16 protein-coding genes and 1 tRNA gene are annotated in these 17,752 nt (G+C 73.3%); 9 read left to right on the top strand and 8 right to left on the bottom strand.

The features are described from left to right. From G3I53_RS06965 to G3I53_RS06955, 3 genes are all read left to right on the top strand, one after another. Positions 1-714: (2Fe-2S)-binding protein (locus G3I53_RS06965; protein ID WP_239063628.1), on the top strand; the 714-nt coding region annotated here is incomplete at its 5' end. Next, positions 711-3,026, top strand: a complete 2,316-nt coding sequence (locus tag G3I53_RS06960; RefSeq protein WP_164334101.1) for a molybdopterin cofactor-binding domain-containing protein — start codon at positions 711-713, stop codon at positions 3,024-3,026. The genes G3I53_RS06965 and G3I53_RS06960, both read left to right, overlap by 4 nt. Positions 3,027-3,295: 269 nt before the next feature. Further along, entirely contained in the window at positions 3,296-4,462 is a 1,167-nt protein-coding gene (locus G3I53_RS06955) for an SUKH-4 family immunity protein (protein WP_164438127.1), read from the top strand. A gap of 30 nt (positions 4,463-4,492) precedes the next feature. Here G3I53_RS06955 and G3I53_RS06950 read toward each other — a convergent pair whose 3' ends face one another. Continuing rightward, positions 4,493-4,816 (bottom strand): hypothetical protein, encoded by a 324-nt coding sequence (locus tag G3I53_RS06950; protein ID WP_164338282.1) that lies wholly within the window; start codon positions 4,814-4,816, stop codon positions 4,493-4,495. Positions 4,817-5,301: 485 nt separating this feature from the next. Between G3I53_RS06950 and G3I53_RS06945 the strand changes: the two genes are divergently transcribed. Continuing rightward, positions 5,302-5,538, top strand: coding sequence for a winged helix-turn-helix domain-containing protein (locus G3I53_RS06945; RefSeq protein ID WP_164338281.1), 237 nt, complete (start codon positions 5,302-5,304; stop codon positions 5,536-5,538). A gap of 80 nt (positions 5,539-5,618) precedes the next feature. Here the strand turns inward: G3I53_RS06945 and G3I53_RS06940 are convergent. Then, positions 5,619-5,690, bottom strand: a tRNA-Cys gene (locus tag G3I53_RS06940). A 232-nt stretch (positions 5,691-5,922) separates the two neighbouring features. Between G3I53_RS06940 and G3I53_RS06935 the strand changes: the two genes are divergently transcribed. The 4 genes from G3I53_RS06935 to G3I53_RS06920 all read left to right on the top strand — a co-directional run bounded on the left by G3I53_RS06935 (position 5,923) and on the right by G3I53_RS06920 (position 11,176). Continuing rightward, positions 5,923-7,407 (top strand): MFS transporter, encoded by a 1,485-nt coding sequence (locus tag G3I53_RS06935; protein WP_164438126.1) that lies wholly within the window; start codon positions 5,923-5,925, stop codon positions 7,405-7,407. A gap of 146 nt (positions 7,408-7,553) precedes the next feature. After that, positions 7,554-9,347, top strand: a complete 1,794-nt coding sequence (locus G3I53_RS06930; RefSeq protein WP_164332646.1) for a DEAD/DEAH box helicase — start codon at positions 7,554-7,556, stop codon at positions 9,345-9,347. A 332-nt stretch (positions 9,348-9,679) separates the two neighbouring features. Then, positions 9,680-10,318 (top strand): helix-turn-helix domain-containing protein, encoded by a 639-nt coding sequence (locus G3I53_RS06925; RefSeq protein WP_164332647.1) that lies wholly within the window; start codon positions 9,680-9,682, stop codon positions 10,316-10,318. 69 nt (positions 10,319-10,387) lie between these two features. Beyond that, positions 10,388-11,176: a S16 family serine protease gene (locus tag G3I53_RS06920; RefSeq protein ID WP_164332648.1), complete on the top strand. Its 789-nt coding sequence runs from the start codon at positions 10,388-10,390 to the stop codon at positions 11,174-11,176. Positions 11,177-11,195: 19 nt separating this feature from the next. Here G3I53_RS06920 and G3I53_RS06915 read toward each other — a convergent pair whose 3' ends face one another. The 5 genes from G3I53_RS06915 to G3I53_RS06895 are packed head-to-tail and all read right to left on the bottom strand — an operon-like array spanning position 11,196 to position 15,512. After that, complete coding sequence (locus tag G3I53_RS06915; RefSeq protein ID WP_239063627.1) at positions 11,196-12,212, bottom strand: glycine betaine ABC transporter substrate-binding protein; 1,017 nt, start codon at positions 12,210-12,212, stop codon at positions 11,196-11,198. Further along, positions 12,209-13,069 carry an ABC transporter permease gene (locus G3I53_RS06910; RefSeq protein WP_164332649.1) on the bottom strand — a complete coding sequence of 287 codons (861 nt, stop codon included), beginning with the start codon at positions 13,067-13,069 and terminating at the stop codon, positions 12,209-12,211. Before G3I53_RS06910 ends, G3I53_RS06915 begins: the two co-directional genes overlap by 4 nt. Next, positions 13,066-14,346, bottom strand: a complete 1,281-nt coding sequence (locus tag G3I53_RS06905) for a betaine/proline/choline family ABC transporter ATP-binding protein (RefSeq protein WP_164332650.1) — start codon at positions 14,344-14,346, stop codon at positions 13,066-13,068. Before G3I53_RS06905 ends, G3I53_RS06910 begins: the two co-directional genes overlap by 4 nt. Continuing rightward, positions 14,339-14,986, bottom strand: coding sequence for an ABC transporter permease (locus tag G3I53_RS06900; RefSeq protein WP_164332651.1), 648 nt, complete (start codon positions 14,984-14,986; stop codon positions 14,339-14,341). The genes G3I53_RS06905 and G3I53_RS06900 overlap by 8 nt, the downstream gene beginning before the upstream one ends. A 25-nt stretch (positions 14,987-15,011) precedes the next feature. Continuing rightward, complete coding sequence (locus G3I53_RS06895) at positions 15,012-15,512, bottom strand: Lrp/AsnC family transcriptional regulator (RefSeq protein WP_164332652.1); 501 nt, start codon at positions 15,510-15,512, stop codon at positions 15,012-15,014. Positions 15,513-15,634: 122 nt separating this feature from the next. On the opposite strand from G3I53_RS06895, the gene hppD reads away from it, so the two are divergent. Continuing rightward, positions 15,635-16,780, top strand: coding sequence for a 4-hydroxyphenylpyruvate dioxygenase (gene hppD, locus G3I53_RS06890; RefSeq protein WP_164332653.1), 1,146 nt, complete (start codon positions 15,635-15,637; stop codon positions 16,778-16,780). 78 nt (positions 16,781-16,858) lie between these two features. Here hppD and G3I53_RS06885 read toward each other — a convergent pair. Beyond that, positions 16,859-17,752: tetratricopeptide repeat protein (locus G3I53_RS06885; RefSeq protein ID WP_164438125.1), on the bottom strand; the 894-nt coding region annotated here is incomplete at its 5' end.

Genomic DNA, 17,752 nt, shown 5'->3' with positions numbered 1-17,752 from the left:
GCCGCCGAGGGGCAGCCGGAGCCCGCCCCCGACGCGGACGCCCCCGGCGACGGCGCCCCGGGCGGCCCGCACGACGACCACCCGCTCGCCTCCTACGTGCTCCGGGTCAACGGCACCGACCGGCCCGTCACCGACGCCTGGATCGGCGAGTCCCTGCTCTACGTGCTGCGCGAGCGGCTCGGCCTCGCCGGCGCCAAGGACGGCTGCTCGCAGGGCGAGTGCGGCGCCTGCAACGTGCAGGTCGACGGCCGCCTCGTCGCCTCCTGCCTGGTCCCCGCCGTCACCGCCGCCGGCAGCGAGGTGCGCACCGTCGAGGGGCTCGCCCAGGACGGCCGGCCCTCCGACGTGCAGCGGGCCCTCGCCCGGTGCGGCGCCGTGCAGTGCGGCTTCTGCGTGCCCGGCATGGCGATGACCGTGCACGACCTGCTGGAGGGCAACCCGGCGCCCACCGAGCTGGAGACCCGCCAGGCCCTCTGCGGCAACCTGTGCCGCTGCTCCGGCTACCGGGGCGTCGTCGAGGCCGTCCAGGAGGTCGTCGCCGAACGCGAGGCGCACGCCGCGCCCCCCGAGACCGAGACCGAGGCCGACGCCGACACCCCGTCGGACGAGGCCCGCATCCCGCACCAGGCGGGCCCCGGCGCCGGAGGCGTCGACCCGTCGGCGTACCCGGGACCCGGTGACCAGCCCCACGGCCAGGACGGAGGCCAGGCGTGACGAACGAGACAGCCACCGCGCAGGCCGCACGGGCCGCGGAGGACCTGCCCGAGCCGGAGCCCCTCCCGCACGGGCTCGGCGCCTCCCTGCCCGCCGCCGACACGCGCGCCAAGACCGAGGGCACCTTCCCCTACGCCGCCGACCTGTGGGCGGAGGGCCTGCTGTGGGCGGCCGTCCTGCGCTCCCCGCACCCGCACGCGCGCATCGTGTCCATCGACACCGGCCACGCGCGGTCCATGCCCGGCGTCCGCGCCGTCGTCACCCACGAGGACGTGCCCGGCCGGGACGTGCACGGCCGCGGCAAGAGCGACCGCCCGGTCTTCGCCGCCGAGGTGGTCCGCCACCACGGCGAGCCCATCGCCGCCGTCGCCGCCGACCACCCCGACACCGCGCGGATGGCCGCAGCCGCCGTCATCGTCGAGTACGAGGTCCTCGACCCGGTCACCGACCCGGAGCAGGCGTTCGAGGCCGAGCCGCTGCACCCCGACGGCAACCTGATCCGGCACATCCCGCTGCGCCACGGCGACCCCGACGCGACCGGCGACCTCGTCGTCGAGGGCCTCTACCGCATCGGCCGCCAGGACCCCGCCCCGATCGGCGCGGAGGCCGGCCTCGCCGTGCCCCGCCCCGACGGCGGCGTCGAGCTGTACCTGGCGTCGACCGACCCGCACGCCGACCGCGACACCGCCGCCGCCGTGTTCGGCCTCGAACCCGACCGCGTGAAGATCGTCGTCACCGGCGTGCCCGGCGCCACCGCCGACCGTGAGGACCAGGGCTTCCAGCTGCCGCTCGGACTGCTCGCGCTCAAGACCGGCTGCCCGGTGAAACTCACCGCCACGCGCGAGGAGTCCTTCCTGGGCCACACCCACCGGCACCCCACCCTGCTGCGCTACCGGCACCACGCCGACGCCGAGGGCCGGCTGGTGAAGGTCGAGGCGCAGATCCTGCTCGACGCGGGCGCCTACGCCGACACCTCCTCCGACGCGCTGGCCGCCGCCGTCTCCTTCGCCTGCGGCCCCTACGTCGTGCCGAACGCCTTCATCGAGGGCTGGGCCGTCCGCACCAACAACCCGCCCTCCGGCCACGTACGGGGCGAGGGCGCGATGCAGGTGTGCGCCGCCTACGAGGCCCAGATGGACAAGCTGGCCAAGAAGCTGGGCACCGACCCGGCCGAACTGCGCCTGCGCAACGTGCTGGCGACCGGCGACGTGCTGCCGACCGGCCAGACCGTGACCTGCCCGGCCCCGGTCGCCGAACTCCTCCAGGCGGTGCGGGACCACCCGCTGCCCCCGCTGCCCAAGGACACCCCCGAGGACGAGTGGCTGCTGCCCGGCGGCCCCGAGGGCGCGGGCGAACCCGGCGCCGTCCGCCGCGGCGTGGGCTACGGCCTGGGCATGGTGCACATGCTCGGCGCGGAGGGCGCCGACGAGGTCTCCACGGCCACCGTGAAGGTCCAGGACGGCGTGGCCACGGTGCTGTGCGCGGCCGTCGAGACCGGGCAGGGCTTCACCACCCTCGCCCGGCAGATCGTCCAGGAGACCCTCGGCGTCGACGAGGTGCACGTGGCCCCCGTGGACACCGACCAGCCCCCGGCGGGCGCGGGCTGCCGCGGCCGTCACACATGGGTGTCGGGCGGCGCGGTGGAACGCGCGGCGAAGATGGTCCGCACCCAGCTGCTCCAGCCGCTGGCCCACAAGTTCGGCATGTCCACCGAGCTGCTGCAGATCACCGACGGCAAGATCACCTCCTACGACGGCGTCCTGTCCACCACGGTCACCGAGGCCCTGGAGGGCAAGGAGCTCTGGGCCACCGCCCAGTGCCGCCCGCACCCCACCGAACCCCTGGACGAGTCCGGCCAGGGCGACGCCTTCGTCGGCCTCGCCTTCTGCGCGATCCGCGCGGTCGTCGACGTCGACATCGAACTGGGCTCGGTACGGGTCGTGGAACTGGCCGTCGCCCAGGACGTGGGCCGCGTGCTCAACCCGGCCCAGCTCGCCGCCCGCATCGAAGCGGGCGTCACCCAGGGCGTGGGCGCCGCGCTCACCGAGAACCTGCGCACCCCGCGCGGCCTGATCCGCCACCCCGACCTCACCGGCTACGCCCTGCCGACCGCCCTGGACGCCCCGGACATCCGGATCGTCAAGCTGGTCGAGGAGCGGGACGTGGTCGCCCCGTTCGGCGCGAAGGCGGTCAGCGCAGTGCCGGTGGTGACGTCCCCGGCGGCGGTCGCCTCCGCCGTCCGCGCCGCCACCGGCCGCCCGGTCAACCGCCTGCCGATCCGGCCGCAGGCCGCGGTGGTGACCTCGGGCTGAGGCGCGGGCTGCCGCCGGGGGCACGCACCGGCCACCGCCTCGGTGAACGGGGGGCGAAATCCCGCCACCGAGGCAACTCGACGCCCCCTCCGGGCGTCTCCCGATACGGAACGTGCGGGTGCGCGTTCCCGGTCCGGGGGCGTTGTCAGTGGTGACGCGTAATGTGCCGAGGCATGGGGGACGGCCGCCGGGCACGGCGGCGGGCGACCGTCCGCCCGGGCGGACCGTTCGCGGTCCGGGACCGAGCAACACGTCATCGCGGGGGAAGCATGAGCACGAGGGACACCGTTGTCACGGCGATCGCCCTGACCGAGGACATCCTCGGCCCGCACCTCGTGCCCGCCCCCGTCCGTCACCGGCCCGCCGGTCCTCACCGTCCCGGCGGCACGGCCCTGTTGACCTTCACCGGCCGCCGCGCGGCGGACACCGCCCGCTCCGGGACGGCGGTCCGCTCCCTCTTCGGCGACCGGCTCACCGACGCCTTGCGGGACCGGCTCGTCATCAGCGCGCTGCTCGGCGCGGCGGGCGCGGAGCACCGGGTGCCGCTCGCGGGCCCGCCCGCCGCGCTCGCCGGCGCGCGCCTCGCGTGCACCGGCCCCGACCCGATGGACCACCGCCCGCTGGCCCCGTCCCTGCCGACCTTGGTGCGGTTCGCGGCGGCCACGGACGAACTGGCGGGCCTGAGAAGCCGTTTCGCCGACCGGGCGGCCCGCTACGGCCTCCGGTCCGCCGCACAGGCGTCCCGCCGCCTCCTGGCCGCCTTCGAGGACGGTCCCGACGGCCGCCCGTCTCCGCCGTGCCGTCTGGCCGCCCTGATCCGCCCCCTGGCCCCCGCGGCCGGCCCGGATACGGTCTCCGGCCTCGCCCTGGACCTGCCGCCGCGCCTGCTGCACGAGGCGTTCGGCCGGGGCCGCCTGGTCCGCTTCGAGGAGGTCGATTTCCCCGCCACGCTCACCCACGGGCCGACCCGCCGCTTCCTCCGGGACACGGGCCTGCCCGAGGAGAGCTTCCTCTTCCGCCAGGACACCGACCAGCCCCCGCGCACCCTCGCCGAGTTCCACGCCGAGGAGGGCCGCGGCGACGCCGGCCTCCCCGCCCACGCCGACCGGCTGCTCCGCCTCGGGACCCCGGTCGCGCGGCACAGCCTGGTCGTGGACGGCGCCACGGGCGAGGTGCTGCTCTGGGACGAACGCGCGTCCGGCCTGCGCCCCCTGACCACGGACGTCTCCACCCTGGCCGCCACCCTCTGGCTCCTCCAGCGCGAACACGCCCTGGACGCGGACGCGGAGGACGCCCTGACGGCGCGCGCGTACGACCGGCTGGTGATGGCGATGATCGAGGCCCTCTCGGCCTTCGACCCGGCCGACGCGACCGCCGGAACCGACGAGCACGACTGGTCCCGTCTCCTTCGCGAAGAGGCGGACGGGGTGCTGTGACCCTGCCGGCGCCCCGGCGGCACGGGGCGGTCACCCGTCGCCTTCGTGGGCTTGCGCGTACGGAGGGATGCGCTGACCCCTGCTCTCGGCGATGACCAGGAGTTCCGTCAGGCTCTCGATGAGCCGCCGTGCGGCCCAACGGAGTTCGGACACCGTGATGTCGGCGTCGTCCTCGACCATCGGTCGCGTCAGCTTCAGGGCGATGGCGGCTGTCTCGATCTGCTGTTCCTCGACCCTGTCGGCGAGACGGGACAGGTACGTCTCCGTGCCGTCGGTCACGAGGACGGCCGCCTTCCCGTCATCGCCCCACGGGAGGAGACGGAGAAGCCTGCTCGCAGGGTCGGGCTGGGTCATGCGGCCACCCCTGCCGGGCAGTTCTGTCCGAGTGTCGCCGGCACGGCCGCCCGTCGCCTGTCCCGCTGGCGTCGTCGTACCTGCTCCCTCTCGTGGGCGATGACATAGGGGCGGACGAGCGGCAACCCGTCGGCCTCGATGAATGTGGTGGGGTGTCCCGGGTGCCCCACGCGCGCCGCGCCGTGCGTGATGATCAGCCGCCGCATCGGGGAACCCGCGGGGGTCGTGTTCCGGACGGCCCCTTCGGCCGGTCGTCGGCGCTTGCCACGAGCGGGCATGAGCCACTCGAGGATGAGGGCCAGTACAGTGCGCATGTCGGTCTGCTCCGTTCAGATCGGCCACGCCCCCGGACGGCTCCACCCGTCGCGGGGGTCCTTTCGTCGTGCTGTGCGTCACGTTAGCGAGCGCGAGCTATACCTGTCTATACCCATCTATAGTCGTGCCTGCACATGACTGGACGCGTACACGTACGTAGCGTCCGGGATATGGCAGAGCCGCAGTGGGATCCGAAACGGCCGAGGTGGCAGCAGATCGCCGACGTGATCAGGCAGCGCATCCAGGACGGCACGTATCCGCCGGACACCCTGATCAGCGAGTCTCGGATCCAGGGTGAATGGGGCGTGGCCAAGATGACGGCCCGCAAAGCGGTGGCTGCCCTCCGGGCGGAAGGACTGCTCGTGACCACGCCCGGCATGGGCTCGTTCGTGAAGGGCGACGGCTGACACACCGCGCCGTGCGCCGGTGCTGCCGGACGGGACGGCCCCCTCCGCGGAGAGGACCGTCCCGTCCGGCGGCGGGCCGGAGGCCGTGGCGGGAATCGAACCCGCGTTACTCGCTTTGCAGGCGAGTCCCTGAACCACTCGGGCACACGGCCGTGCCGGGGCGAAGTGCCCTGGGGCGCCTCGCCGTTGCAACCGGTGGGTCGACCGTACGGCGGGCCGGAGAGCGGGCTCAAGGGGGCGCGGGGGGCTGCCATATGACTGACATGTGCCGTTCATAAACGGGCCGGGCGGCGGGGCCGGGCCCGGGTCCTACGACCATGGTCCGGGGACCGTACCGACCACCGACAGGCGTGTAACGGCTCCTCGCCCCTTACCCTGGCGAGCATGACCACCCCCGACCCGCGCGACACGCCTGTCGCCGTGCCCGAGGCCGCCAAGAGCGCCCCGGGCGGCATATCCGTCGAGCCCGACGAGACCGTGCTGAGCCGGTCCTACCGTGCGCTGAGCATCGGAATCGTCTCCGTGGTGCTGCTGATCGCCTTCGAGGCGACGGCGGTCGGCACGGCGATGCCGGTGGCGGCGCGGGAGCTGGACGGGGTGTCGCTGTACGCGTTCGCCTTCTCCGGGTTCTTCACCACCAGCCTGTTCGCGATGGTGCTCTCGGGCCAGTGGTCCGACCGGCGGGGCCCGCTCGCGCCGCTGACCACGGGCATCGCCTCCTTCGCCGCCGGGCTGCTGCTGGCCGGCACGGCCCAGGCGATGTGGCTGTTCATCCTGGGGCGGGCCGTGCAGGGTCTCGGCGGCGGGCTGGTGATCGTCGCCCTGTACGTGGTGGTCGGACGGGCCTACCCGGAGCGGCTGCGCCCCGCGATCATGGCCGCGTTCGCGGCGAGCTGGGTGGTGCCGTCGATCGTCGGCCCGCTCGCCTCGGGCGCGGTGACCGAACACATCGGCTGGCGGTGGGTGTTCCTCGGCATCCCGGTGCTCGTGGTGTTCCCGCTGGCGCTGGCCCTGCCGCAGATCCGGCGCCGCGCGGCCGGCCCCGTGGACGGCCCGGACGCCCCGCCCGGCAAGCGGCGCCCCTCCTTCGACCGCCGCCGCATCCGCCTGGCCTTCGCCATCTCGCTCGGCGCCGGACTGCTCCAGTACGCGGCGCAGGACCTGCGCTGGATGTCCCTGCTGCCCGCCGCCGCGGGCGTGGCCCTGCTGGTCCCGGCCGTGCTGGGGCTGCTCCCGCCCGGCACCTGGCGGGCGGCGCGCGGGCTGCCCTCGGTGGTGCTGCTGCGCGGCATCGCCGCCGGGTCGTTCATCGCCGCGGAGTCCTTCGTCCCGCTCATGCTGGTCACCCAGCGCGGGCTCAGCCCGACCCTCGCCGGGTTCTCCCTCGCGGCGGGCGGCGGCACCTGGGCGCTGGGCTCCTGGGTGCAGTCCCGGCCCCGCCTGGAGCCGTACCGCGACCGGCTGATGAGCCTCGGGATGCTGCTGGTGGCGGGTGCCATCGCGGCGGCCCCGAGCGTGCTGATCGAGTCGGTCCCGGCCTGGACCCTGGCCGTCGCCTGGGCCTTCGGCTGCTTCGGCATGGGCCTGGTGATCTCCTCGACCAGTGTGCTGCTGCTCCAGCTCTCCGCCCCCGAGGAGGCGGGCACCAACTCCGCCGCCCTCCAGATCTCCGACGGACTGTCCAACGTGCTGCTCCTCGCCGTCGGCGGCGCGGCCTTCGTCGCCCTCGGCGGCGGCACCGTCACCCACGTCGCCACCGAGGTGACGGGCTCCCACCCGGGCGCCTTCGCCGCGGTGTTCCTGCCCATGGCGGCGGTGGCCCTGATCGGCGTGTGGGTGACGACCCGGCTGCGGTCCCCGCGGGGGTGACACCGGCCGCCGCGGGCGCCGACTGTGAGGTGGGTCCCACCCTCCGGCTCTCCGGCCGGTCCGTGCCCCCGCCCGGACGGCCCTGGGTAGGGTGGCTCGGTCGTCCTTCGTAGCCGAGCCGCCCGAACCACCCCCCGACGGAGACCGTGACTACCACCGCCGCCTCTGCCTCGCACCACCTGTCGCCCGCGTTCCCCGGCCGCGCTCCCTGGGGCACCGCCAGCAAGCTCCGGGCCTGGCAGCAGGGGGCGATGGACAAGTACATCCAGGAGCAGCCGCGCGACTTCCTGGCGGTCGCCACCCCCGGGGCCGGCAAGACGACGTTCGCGCTGACCCTGGCGTCGTGGCTGCTGCACCACCACGTCGTGCAGCAGATCACCGTGGTGGCGCCCACCGAGCACCTGAAGAAGCAGTGGGCCGACGCCGCCGCGCGGATAGGGATCAAGCTGGACCCGGAGTACAGCGCGGGCCCGCTCGGCAAGGAGTACCACGGCGTCGCCGTCACCTACGCGGGTGTCGGGGTGCGCCCGATGCTGCACCGCAACCGCGTCGAGCAGCGCAAGACCCTGGTGATCCTGGACGAGATCCACCACGCCGGCGACAGCAAGTCGTGGGGCGAGGCGTGCCTGGAGGCGTTCGAGCCGGCGGCCCGGCGGCTCGCCCTGACCGGTACGCCGTTCCGGTCGGACACCAACCCCATCCCGTTCGTCACGTACGAGGAGGGCGACGACGGGATCCGCCGCTCGTCCGCCGACTACACCTACGGCTACGGCTCGGCGCTCGCCGACGGCGTCGTGCGGCCGGTCATCTTCATGAGCTACAGCGGCAACATGCGCTGGCGCACCAAGGCCGGTGACGAGATCGCCGCCCGTCTCGGCGAGCCGATGACGAAGGACGCCGTCAGCCAGGCGTGGCGCACCGCGCTCGATCCGCGCGGCGACTGGATGCCGTCCGTGCTGCGCGCCGCCGACCAGCGCCTGACCGAGGTCCGCAAGTCCGTCCCGGACGCCGGTGCCCTGGTGATCGCCTCCGACCAGGACTCCGCGCGGTCCTACGCCAAGCTGATCCGGGAGATCACCGGGCACAGGGCCACCCTGGTGCTGTCCGACGACACGGGCGCGTCGAAACGCATCGACGAGTTCAGCGGCAGCGACGACCGCTGGATGGTGGCCGTGCGGATGGTGTCCGAGGGCGTCGACGTGCCGCGGCTCGCGGTCGGCGTGTACGCCACCACCATCTCCACCCCGCTGTTCTTCGCCCAGGCCGTCGGCCGTTTCGTGCGGTCGAGGCGGCGCGGCGAGACCGCGTCCGTGTTCCTGCCGACCATCCCCGACCTGCTCGGCTTCGCCAATGAGATGGAACGCGAACGCGACCACGTCCTGGACAAGCCGAAGAAGGACGGCGAGGAGGACCCCTACGCCGAGTCCGAGGCGGAGATGGACGAGGCGAACCGGGAGCAGGACGAGGACACCGGCGAGCAGGACATGCTGCCCTTCGAGGCGCTGGAGTCCGACGCCGTGTTCGACCGCGTCACCTACAACGGCGCCGACTTCGGCATGCAGGCCCACCCGGGCAGCGAGGAGGAGCAGGACTACCTCGGCATCCCGGGTCTCCTCGAACCCGACCAGGTGCAGCTGCTGCTGCAGAAGCGCCAGGCCCGGCAGATCGCGCACAGCCGCAAGAAGCCGGACACCGAGGCCGATCTGCTGGAACTGCCCGCCGAGCGGCGCCCGGTGGTCTCCCACAAGGAGATGATGGAGCTGCGCAAGCGGCTCAACACGATGGTCGGCGCCTACGTCCACCAGTCCGGCAAGCCGCACGGCGTCATCCACACCGAACTGCGCCGGGTCTGCGGCGGGCCGCCCGCCGCCGAGGCGACCGCGGGACAGTTGCGGGCGCGCATCGCCAAGGTGCAGGAGTGGGCCACCCGCATGCGGTGAGGCGGGCCGTCCGTGCGCCGTGAACCGGGCCGTCCGGGGGCGCGTCGGCGAGCCCCCACCGGGCTTTTGCGGACAAACAGTGGCACATCGCGAGCAGAGGTGACCGGATTCTGGACGGAGCCTTCCGCTCACCGAACTGGCTCGCTACTGTCCCCGGCAACGCACACGCCCCGTGGCAGCGCTGCCGCGGAGCGCAGCCGTGAAGCGACTGTGCCCGGGACGACGTCCGGGCCGCCGGCCGATCGGCGGCCTCTGAAGCGCGTCTCCGACGGGACTCGGTGACGCACACGCCGCGAGGGGGCCGCCGACCTCACCACTAAGGAGTGGGCGTCGTGACCGCGGAGACCTCTCAGACGCTCGACAGGGGACTGCGGGTCCTCAAGCTGCTCGCCGACACCGATCACGGGCTGACCGTCACCGAGCTTTCCCACAAACTGGGCGTGAACCGGACCGTGGTGTACCGGTTGCTCGCCACGCTGGAGCAGCACTCGCTGATCCGCCGCGACCTGGGCGGACGCGCCCGGGTGGGACTCGGGGTGCTGAGGCTGGGACGGCAGGTGCACCCGCTGGTCCGCGAGGCGGCGATGCCCGCGCTGAGGTCACTGGCCGACGACATCGGCGCGACGGCCCATCTGACGCTGGTCGACGGTGCGGAGGCGCTCGCCGTGGCCGTGGTCGAGCCGTCCTGGACGGACTACCACGTGGCCTACCGGGCCGGGTTCCGGCACCCGCTGGACCGGGGAGCCGCGGGCCGGGCCATCCTGTCCGCCCGGCAGCGGCTCGACGACCCCGGCTACACCCTCACCGCGGGCGAGCTGGAGGCCGGGGCCTGCGGGGCGGCGGCACCGCTGCTCGGGGTCACCGGGGTGGAGGGCAGTGTCGGCGTGGTGATGCTCGCGGACGTGGTCCCCGAACGGGTCGGCTCCCGGGTCGTGGACGCGGCCCGCGAGGTGGCGGAGGCTCTGCGCTGACGGGTCCCGGGTCCCCGGGGCCCACCCCGGGAGGACCGGCCCGCCGGCGTCACCCCGTAGATTGAACCCGTGCTCTCTCGTCTCACACGCCCCCAGGCCCTGGCCGTCTGCGCGGCCCCCGTCGTCGCCCTCCTGGCCACGGCGGTGTTCGCACCGCTGCCGTTCTCGGTGGCGCAGCCGGGGATGACGGCGGACGTGCTCGGCGAGAACAAGGGCACCCCCGTGATCACCATCTCGGGCGCCCCGGTGCGCGAGACGAGCGGCCAGCTGCGGATGACGACGATCGAGGCGACCTCCCCGGACACCCGGGTGACCCTGCCCGACGTGATCGACAGCTGGTTCGGCACCGACCGCGCGGTCATGCCGCGGGACGCGGTCTACCCGAGCGGCGACACCGTCAAGGAGATCGAGCGGTACAACCGCCGGCAGATGGAGGAGTCCCAGGACGAGGCGACGCGGGCCGCGCTGGGCTACCTCGGCGAGGACGGCAAGGGCATCGAGGTCGAGCTGAAGCTGGCCGACGTCGGCGGCCCGAGCGCCGGCCTGCTGTTCTCCCTCGGCATCGTCGACAAGCTGAACGGCGACGGCGACGGCGGCGACCTCACCGGCGGCCGGGTCGTCGCCGGCACCGGCACCATCGACGCGGACGGCAAGGTCGGCCCGGTGGGCGGCGTGCCCCTGAAGACCCAGGCCGCGCGGCGCGACGGCGCCACCGTGTTCCTGGTGCCGAAGGCCGAGTGCGCCGACGCCCGGGCCGAACTGCCCCGGGGCCTGCGGCTGATCCCGGTCACCACCCTCGAGGGCGCGGTCGACGCCCTGGCCTCCCTGGGGAAGGGCGACAAGGTCCCCGCCTGCTGACCCCGGCGCCCGGGAGTTGTCAGCCCTCCTTGACGAAGCCCTCGTCCACCATCCAGTCCAGCGCCACCTGGTGCGGGTCCTCCCCGTCGACGTCCACCTTCGCGTTCAGGGTCTGGGCCACGTCGTTGTTCAGCTTCGCCGTGACCGGGTCGAGGACCTCGCTGATGGCCGGCCACTCCTTCAGGGTCTTGGTGTTGACCGTCGGCGCCGCGTTGTAGTTGGGGAAGAACTTCTTGTCGTCCTCCATCACCACCAGGTTCATGGACTTGATGCGGCCGTCGGTGGTGAACACCTCGCCGTAGGTGCAGGCCCCCTTGGCCGTCTGGGTGTAGATGATCCCGGTGTCCATCTGCGTGACGTTGCCCGCCGGGATGTTCATGCCGTACGCCTTCTCCAGGCCCGGCAGCCCGTCCGCCCGGTTGGCGAACTCGCCCTCCACGCACAGGGTCACCGCACCCGGGTCGGTCCTCGCCAGCTCCGCCACGTCCGACAGCGTCTTCGTGCCGTACTTCTTCGCGTTGGCCTGGTTCATCGCCAGGGCGTAGGTGTTGTTGAGGGCGGACGGCTCCAGCCACGTCACCCCGTTCTTCAGGTCGGCCCTGCGCACCGCCTCCCACTGCTCGCGCGGGTCCGGCAGCGGCTTGCTGTTGCCCTGGTACGTGATCCACGCCGTGCCGGTGTACTCGTACGCGGCGTCCGCGTCCCCGTTCACGACCGCCTCCCGGGAGCCGACGCTGCCCTGGATACCGGTGCGGTCGATGACCTCCGCGCCGGCCGCCTGGAACGCGATGCCCATGATCGCGCCGAGGATGAGCTGCTCGGTGAACTCCTTGGAGGTGACGGTGAGTTTGGCCCCTTCGAGGGGCTTGCCCTGCCCGATGGAGCCGGGTTCCACGTCGTCCACCATGGGGGAGCCGCTGGTCAGCCCGCAGGCGGCGGCCGCCAGCAGCACCGCCCCGGCGAGCAGCGCCCGCGTCCCCGCCCGCGCCGCCGCGCGCCGGGCGCCCGGTACCGGCCGTCCTGCCCGCCGCCTCATGATCCCGCCTCCAGGCCTCGGGGGCGCAGCAGCAGCTCCGCCAGTGAGGCCAGCCAGTCCACCAGCAGCGCCAGCGCCACGGTGAGGATCGAGCCCAGCATCAGCACCGGCATCCGCTGGCTGGTGATGCCGGTGGTGATCAGCACGCCGAGGCCGCCGCCCCCGCCGAAGGTCGCCAGGGTGGCCGTGCCCACGTTCAGCACCAGGGCCGTGCGCACCCCGGCGAGGATCAGCGGGACGGCCAGCGGGAGTTCCACCCGCGTCAGCACGCCCATCGGGGACATCCCGATGCCGCGGGCCGCCTCCAGCAGGGTCGGGTCGTTGGCCCGCAGGCCCGCGATGGTGTTGGCCAGCACCGGCAGCACCGCGTAGGCGATGATGCCGATCAGCGCCGCCTTGCGGCCGATGCCCAGCCAGATCACCAGCAGCGCGAGCAGGCCGATGGCCGGGGTGGCCTGGCCCATGTTGGCCACGGCCATGGCCACCGGGGTGGCCGGGCGCATCACCCGCCGGGTCAGCAGGATGCCCAGCGGGATGGCGATGATCAGCACGAAGAACGTGGAGATCACCGTGAGTTCGATGTGCTGCCACAGCGCCTTGGACACCCGCCCGTCGGACAGCGCGTTCTGCGAGAGCGGGTCCAGGTCGGCCTGGAGGAACCACAGCCAGGTGCCGAGCAGCAGGGCCACCAGCGCCAGCGGCAGGAACGTCAGCTTGCGCCAGGTCACCCGGGGCGCCCGGACGGTCTGCGGCGGGGGCGGCCGCGTGTCTTCGCCGTCGTCCTCGCCGTCGTCGCGCAGGGCGAGCCGTCCGCTCCCGTGCTCGTCGTCGGGCCGGCGCCCGGGGGACCTCCTCATGCCTTCGCCTCCCCGCCGAACCCCTCCTGCTCGGTGTGCGTCCGGTCGGCCCGCTGCGCCTCCAGGTCGTGCTGGGCCTCCATCGCCTCCAGCCGGTCCGCCTCCAGCAGTTCGTGCACCGAGTTCATCAGCGTCTCCACGTCGACGACGCCCTCGTAGACCCCGCGCGCCCCGGTGACCACCACCCGCCCGGAGCTGTCGGTGAGGACCGCCTCCAGCGCGTCGCGCAGGGTCGCGGCCCGCGTCACGTGGTCCTGCACGAGGGTGCCCGCGCGGGCCAGTGACCCCTTGGCCCGCATCAGGTCGCCGCGCCGCAGCCACTTGTAGGGGCGGCCCCGCCGGTCGAGCAGCAGGATCTCGTTGGTGCCGCTGGAGCGCAGCCGGTTGAAGATGGTCTGGAGCGGGTCGTCCATGGTGACCGTCGGGTAGTCGGTGATCGGCACGTCCCGCACCCGGGTGAGGTTGAGCCGCTTCAGGGCCGCCCCGGCGCCGACGAAGCCGGAGACGAAGTCGTCGGCCGGGTTGGTGAGGATCGCCTCGGGCGTGTCGAACTGGGCGATGTGCGAGCGCTCGCGCAGCACCGCGATCCGGTCGCCCAGCTTGATCGCCTCGTCGAAGTCGTGGGTGACGAAGACGATCGTCTTGTGCAGTTCGTGCTGGAGCCGGATCAGCTCGTCCTGGAGGTGGTCGCGGGTGATCGGGTCCACCGCCCCGAACGGCTCGTCCATCAGCAGCACCGGCGGGTCCGCCGCCAGCGCCCGGGCGACCCCGACGCGCTGCTGCTGGCCGCCGGACAGCTGGCGCGGATAGCGGCCGTGGAACTCGCCCGGGTCGAGGCCGACCAGGTCGAGCATCTCCTCCACGCGGGCCCGCACGCGGGCCCCCGGCCAGCGGAGCATCTTCGGCACCAGGGCGATGTTCTGCGCCACCGTCATGTGCGGGAACAGCCCGCTGGCCTGGATCGCGTACCCGATCTTGCGGCGCAGCCGCACCGGGTCCATGTCGGTGACGTCCTCGCCGTCGATGCGGATCCGGCCGCCGGTCGGCTCGATCAGCCGGTTGATCATCTTCAGCGTGGTGGACTTCCCGCAGCCGGACGGACCGACGAAGATCACGGTCTCCCCGGCCCTGATGTCCATGGACACGTTGTCCACGGCGGGCTGCGGACTGCCCGGGTAGTGCTTGGTGAGGTTGTTCAGTTCGATGGTGGCGCCCGTGGCACCGCCGGAGCGGGCGGGCGCCTCGTCGGCCGGGCTGGTGGCGGTCGGCTCAGGCACGGATCCCCCTGGGGATGGTCAGCCGCCCGATCAGGACGTACGCGGCGTCGAACAGCAGCGCGAGGATAATGATCCCGAGCGTTCCGGCGAGGACCTGGTTGAGCGCGTTGCTGCTGCCCAGGGAGGCGATCCCGCGGAAGATCAGGTTGCCCAGGCCCGGCCCGGAGGCGTAGGCGGCGATGGCCGCGATGCCCATCAGCATCTGGGTGGAGACCCGGATGCCGGTCAGGATCGGCGGCCACGCCAGCGGCAGCTCGACCCGGGCCAGCCGGGCCGGGCGCGACATCCCGATGCCGGTCGCGGCGTCCACCAGCGACGGGTCGACCCCGCGCAGCCCGACGATGGAGTTCCGCACGATCGGCAGCAGCCCGTACAGCGTCAGCGCGATCACCGTCGGCGGCACGCCCAGGCCAACCAGCGGGATCAGCAGACCGATCAGGGCCAGCGAGGGGATGGTCAGCAGGGTGGCGGTGGTGGTCGTGGCGAGGTTGCCCGCCCACTCGCTGCGGTAGGTGACGACCCCGATCAGCACCCCGAGCACGGTCGCCAGGACCATGCACTGGAACACCACGCTGGCGTGCTGGTACGCGTCGGCCAGCAACTGCTGGTGGCGGCTGCCCAGATACTCGAGGAAGTTCACATCCGCTCACCCCGGCTCCGCGAGTTCAGTCCCGTCCGCCCCGGTCCTGCCCGGAGGGATCACGCAGTGCCGCCTGTTCCACCAGCGGGATGATCCGCAGCGGAACGGGATTCTCCATGACGATCGCCGTGGCGGCCCGGACGATGCCATCAAAACCGACGACCCGGTCGATCACCCGTTGGAGATCGGCGTTGGAGCGGGCCACGAGGCGGCACAGCATGTCCCCGGTGCCGGTGGTGGTGTGCAGTTCCAGCACCTCCGGCACGGACGCCAAGTGGGCCCGGACATCGGCGCCTTGGCCCTGCCGGATCTCCAGCGTGGCGAACGCGGTGACCGGGTAGCCGAGGGCCGCCGGATCCACCTGCGGACCGAATCCGCGGATGACTCCGTTCGACTGAAGCCGGTCCAGCCGGGCCTGCACCGTGCCCCGGGCGACCCCCAGCCGCCGCGACATCTCCAGCACCCCGATCCGCGGCTCCCGCGCCAGCAGCACGATGATCCGGCCGTCCAGATGATCGATCGCCATCTCCGCCTCCCCGATGGTCATCCTGTACAGGAAGCCCGCCCACTCCGGCCCCCGGCTGTGCAGATTGTCCAGTGATCCAGCGAACTATTGCGCACCTTGCAGGGCTGCACCACCCTGCACCTATGACGCAGACCACACACCACACTCCCGACACCGCCCGGCAGGCCGACCCCTTCCCGGTCAAGGGAATGGACGCGGTCGTCTTCGCCGTGGGCAACGCCAAGCAGGCGGCGCACTACTACTCCACCGCCTTCGGCATGAAGCTGGTCGCATACGCGGGCCCGGAGAACGGCAGCCGCGAGACCGCCTCCTACGTCCTGGAGAGCGGCTCCGCCCGCTTCGTGTTCACCTCGGTGATCAAGCAGTCCACCGAGTGGGGCGCCTTCCTCGCCGAGCACGTCGCGGCGCACGGCGACGGCGTCGTCGACCTCGCCATCGAGGTCCCCGACGCACGGGCCGCCCACGCCTACGCCGTCGAGCACGGCGCCCGCTCGGTCACCGAGCCGTACGAGCTGAAGGACGAGCACGGCACCGTCGTCCTCGCCGCCATCGCCACCTACGGCAAGACCCGCCACACGCTGGTCGAGCGGTCCGGCTACGACGGCCCCTACCTGCCCGGCTACGTCGCCGCCGCCCCGATCGTCGAGCCGCCCGCCCAGCGGTCCTTCCAGGCCATCGACCACTGCGTCGGCAACGTCGAACTCGGCCGGATGAACGAGTGGGTCGGGTTCTACAACAAGGTCATGGGCTTCACGAACATGAAGGAGTTCGTGGGCGACGACATCGCCACCGAGTACAGCGCGCTGATGTCGAAGGTGGTCGCCGACGGCACGCTCAAGGTCAAGTTCCCGATCAACGAGCCGGCCATCGCCAAGAAGAAGTCCCAGATCGACGAGTACCTGGAGTTCTACGGCGGCGCCGGAGTCCAGCACATCGCGCTGAACACCAACGACATCGTGCAGACCGTCCGCCAGATGCGCGCGGCCGGCGTGCAGTTCCTGGACACCCCGGACTCCTACTACGACACGCTCGGCGAGTGGGCCGGGGAGACCCGGGTGCCGGTGGAGACGCTGCGCGAGCTGAAGATCCTCGTCGACCGGGACGAGGACGGCTACCTGCTGCAGATCTTCACCAAGCCGGTCCAGGACCGCCCGACCGTGTTCTTCGAACTCATCGAGCGGCACGGCTCCATGGGCTTCGGCAAGGGCAACTTCAAGGCCCTGTTCGAGGCCATCGAGCGGGAGCAGGCCAAGCGGGGCAACCTGTGACCCGCTGAGCCGCCGGCACTCCCCACGGACGGGGCGGGCACCGGCAGCGGCCGGTCCCCGCCCCGACGCCGTCCCCGCTCAGGACGACTCGGGGCCCGCCGCCACCGACGGGTCGCCCAGCCGGGCCAGCGCCGCCCTCGCCTCCGGCACCCGCAGCGGCGAGAAGTACGGGTTGATCCGCAACGACTCCCCCAGATGCCGCCGCGCCGGGCCGTACCGCTCCAGGGCGCGCTCGATCATGCCCCGGTGGAACACGTGCAGCGCGCTGCGCACCCCGCCGCCCTGCTCGCCCTCCGTCGCCCGCACCGCGTACCGCAGCGCCTCCTCGTGCTCCCCGTCGCGGTGCAGCGCCCAGCCCAGAGCGTCCGCGACCGCCGCCGACGGCCGCTGCCGGTACTCCGCCCGCAGCCGCCGGACGGCCGCCCCGGCGTCCCCGTGGTCCGCCTCCAGCCGGCCGAGCACCAGATCCCCGTCGACACCGTGCGCGGCGGCCTTCCGCACCAGCTCGCGCAGCAGCGCGTACTGCGCCCCGGCGTCCCGCTCCCGGCCCAGCGACTCGTACAACTCACCCAGCTCCAGGGCGTACCGGGGCAGCGGCTGCTTCGCCAGCGCCACCCGGTAGGCGCTCAGCGCCTCCGCCGTCCGGCCCAGCGCCGCCAGCGCCCGGCCCTGCCCCGCCCGGGCCTCCCGCCGGTCCGGGTCGAGCCGCACCGCCTCCTCGAAGTGCCGCAGGGCGTTCTCCCGCTCGCCGCGCTCCCAGGCCAGCTCCCCGGCCCGCGTCACGTACGCCGCCCGTTCCGCCGGGTCGTCCGCCCCGGCCGCCGCGTCGGCGATCTGGGCCGCCGCGTCCTCCCGCCAGCCCCGCTCCCGGTACACGGCCGCCTTGCGCGCCTTCACGGCCGGACCCGAGCGCAGCTTCACCAGCCGGTCCAGCAGCGGGCCCACCGCCTCCAGGTCGCCCAGCCCCGCGCA

It is taken from the genome of Streptomyces sp. SID14436 (assembly GCF_010548465.1).
Taxonomy (GTDB): domain Bacteria; phylum Actinomycetota; class Actinomycetes; order Streptomycetales; family Streptomycetaceae; genus Streptomyces.
Note: the sequence above shows the minus strand (reverse complement) of the source record. Positions and strands in the feature narration are given on the sequence as shown.